We start from the raw sequence: 2,491 nt of genomic DNA on the forward strand, positions 1-2,491 counted from the left end.
TCGATACCACGTCGTTGATCTGTGGCGGCGGGCGCTCCGGCGCCGCAGTCAAAAGGATCACATGACGTGGCAGCGAGTCGAGCGGATCGCAGATGCCTGGCTCCCGCAACCTCGAATCCTTCACCCGTGGCCCGACCGGCGATTTGCCGTCAAACACCCGAGGTAGGAGCCCGGTGCCCGAATTGGGCACGCCGGGATCTGTGCGGGGGGTGCTCAGTAATGGGCATCCCTACCGCAATTCTGGGCCAAGGACAGCCAGGCGGCCTTCCTCCGGAGCCTTGGCAGCAAGGACTTGACCATCAGCGGCGACTTCCGCGAAGTGATGTGGTTTCAGGGCCTGACGGCATTCCTGCAGCCCCCGAAAGTCGTCTCGCCTTACGACCGCACCGCTTTCTGAGTCGCCCATGAAACCGGATTTGCTGAACCAGCCGTTGTCAGCGTTCCTGAAATCCTGTTGTCAATAGCGGCAGGGAAACCTTTCGCAAGCGGCACCTGCAGGCGCGCAACAATTGAGCGCGAGGGCTCGTAATCAGAAACTCATCGCTGACGAACGTCTTATGAAACGATCCATAACCCGATCGAAGGAATCCACACACGAGCGCATCGTGGAAGCTGGCGCACACGCGATCCGCCGCTGCGGTTATGACGGCATCGGCATTGCGAACATCATGAGAGAGGTCGGCCTCACTCACGGCGGGTTCTACGCACATTTCGTCTCGCGCGAGGCCATGCTGGCCGAGTTGGCGGACCGCGCAGGAGCCGAGGCCATCGCCACCTTTTTGCGCTTCACGGAAGCAGTGCCCGCCGAGCAATCCCTGCAGGCACTGCTGCGCGCCTATCTGTCTACAGAGCACGTGAAGAACCCGGAGGTCGGCTGCCCGATCGCCGCCCTGGGATCGGAGATGCCGCGTCAGGCGCCGGGGGTGCGACGTGCAATTACGCGCCGCATCAAGGAAATGATCGACCTGGTCTCACGCCAATCGCCCGACTGGGGTCAGCCCGGCGCGCACGAGCGAGCCCTGGCGACCGCTGCCACGATGGTTGGGGCGCTGGTGCTGGCGCGCGCAGTCGACGAAGAACCGCTGTCCAAGTTGGTGCTGGAGGCGGCGCTGGAGCATCTGGTCCCAGCAGCGGATTGAGTTTCACCTGCTTTTTTTTACCCTTCAGCATGATGCTTGACATATGAAACGCGTGCCCCAAACGGAGAATTGACCATGACATTCAAGGCGCTGCTGGCCACCAAAACTGGCGATGTGATTTCCACTGCCCTGGTCGACTTCGACGAAGCCGATCTGATGCCAGGCGACGTCACTGTCGCGATCGACTATTCGACGGTGAACTACAAGGACGCGATGGCGGTCAGCGGCCGTGCGCCAGTGATCCGTCAGTTCCCACTGATTCCGGGCATCGACTTTTCGGGGATCGTGGAGGCGTCATCGCACGCAGGGTTCGCGGTCGGCGACCGCGTTGTCGCCAATGGTTGGGGCCTGAGTCAAACCCACCATGGCGGCTTCGCGCAGAAGGCGCGCGTCAGCGGCAAGTGGCTAGTCAAGTTGCCAGACGTCTTTTCGACGCGCGAGGCCATGTCGATCGGCACGGCGGGGTACACCGCGATGCTGTCCGTGCTCGCGCTGGAGCATGCAGGAGTGACGCCGGACAAAGGCGATGTGCTTGTGACTGGGGCCGGCGGCGGGGCCGGGTCCATCGCCATCGCTTTGCTATCCAGGCTGGGGTATCGGGTGGTCGCTTCGACCGGACGGCTGGAGGAAACGGTCTACCTGCGCGAACTGGGTGCGCTTGAGGTCATCGATCGCAGCACGCTTTCCGGGCCGGGCGCATCGATCGCCAGGGAACGCTGGGCCGGAGCGATCGACTCGGTGGGTAGCCACACACTGGCCAACGTGCTGGCGCAGACCTGCTACCGCGGCGCGGTGGCAGCCTTCGGGCTCGCGCAGGGCGCGGACCTGCCCGGCTCGGTGTTGCCCTTCATCCTGCGCAACGTGACCCTGGCCGGCATCGACTCGGTCAACGCGCCGCAAGACGTGCGGCTAGAAGCGTGGGCACGTCTGGCCACCGATCTGGACCCCGGAAAGCTCGCACGCGCTACCCAGGTGGTTGGCCTGGCCGAAGTGCCTGGCATTGCAGATGCGGTACTTCAGGGCCAGGTGCGTGGACGCACCGTCGTGGACGTCAACGCGTGAAGGTCGAACCCAAGGAATCAATGATGAAGAGCATCAACCCAGATACCCAATCGGCGACGTCCTATGCCAACGCACAGAACAACCAGGTCAGGGCGGGCGGAACCACCTTCGCTTACCGCGAACTGGGCCCGCGCGGCGGCATCCCGCTGATCCTGCTTAACCACTGGGGGGCCGTGCTGGACAACTTCGACCCGCGCATCGTCGATGGCCTGGCACGCAAGCATCGCGTTATTGCGATCGACTACCGGGGAATCGGTTCTTCCGATGGCATTGCACCCGTGACCGTGGAC

At 63.4% G+C, this 2,491-nt stretch carries 3 protein-coding genes and 1 pseudogene; all 4 read left to right on the forward strand.

Annotation, left to right across the window (positions count from 1 at the left end):
• Positions 1-166: pseudogene (locus tag M3I54_RS43930) on the forward strand (group II intron reverse transcriptase/maturase); the annotation flags it as partial.
• Between the two features lie 391 nt (positions 167-557).
• Entirely contained in the window at positions 558-1,139 is a 582-nt protein-coding gene (locus tag M3I54_RS43935) for a TetR/AcrR family transcriptional regulator (RefSeq protein WP_254346650.1), read from the forward strand.
• A 75-nt stretch (positions 1,140-1,214) separates the two neighbouring features.
• Complete coding sequence (locus M3I54_RS43940) at positions 1,215-2,201, forward strand: MDR family oxidoreductase (RefSeq protein ID WP_254346651.1); 987 nt, start codon at positions 1,215-1,217, stop codon at positions 2,199-2,201.
• A 23-nt stretch (positions 2,202-2,224) separates the two neighbouring features.
• Positions 2,225-2,491: alpha/beta fold hydrolase (locus tag M3I54_RS43945; protein WP_375542330.1), on the forward strand; the 267-nt coding region annotated here is incomplete at its 3' end.

It is taken from the genome of Paraburkholderia sp. CNPSo 3274 (assembly GCF_024206475.1).
Taxonomy (GTDB): domain Bacteria; phylum Pseudomonadota; class Gammaproteobacteria; order Burkholderiales; family Burkholderiaceae; genus Paraburkholderia.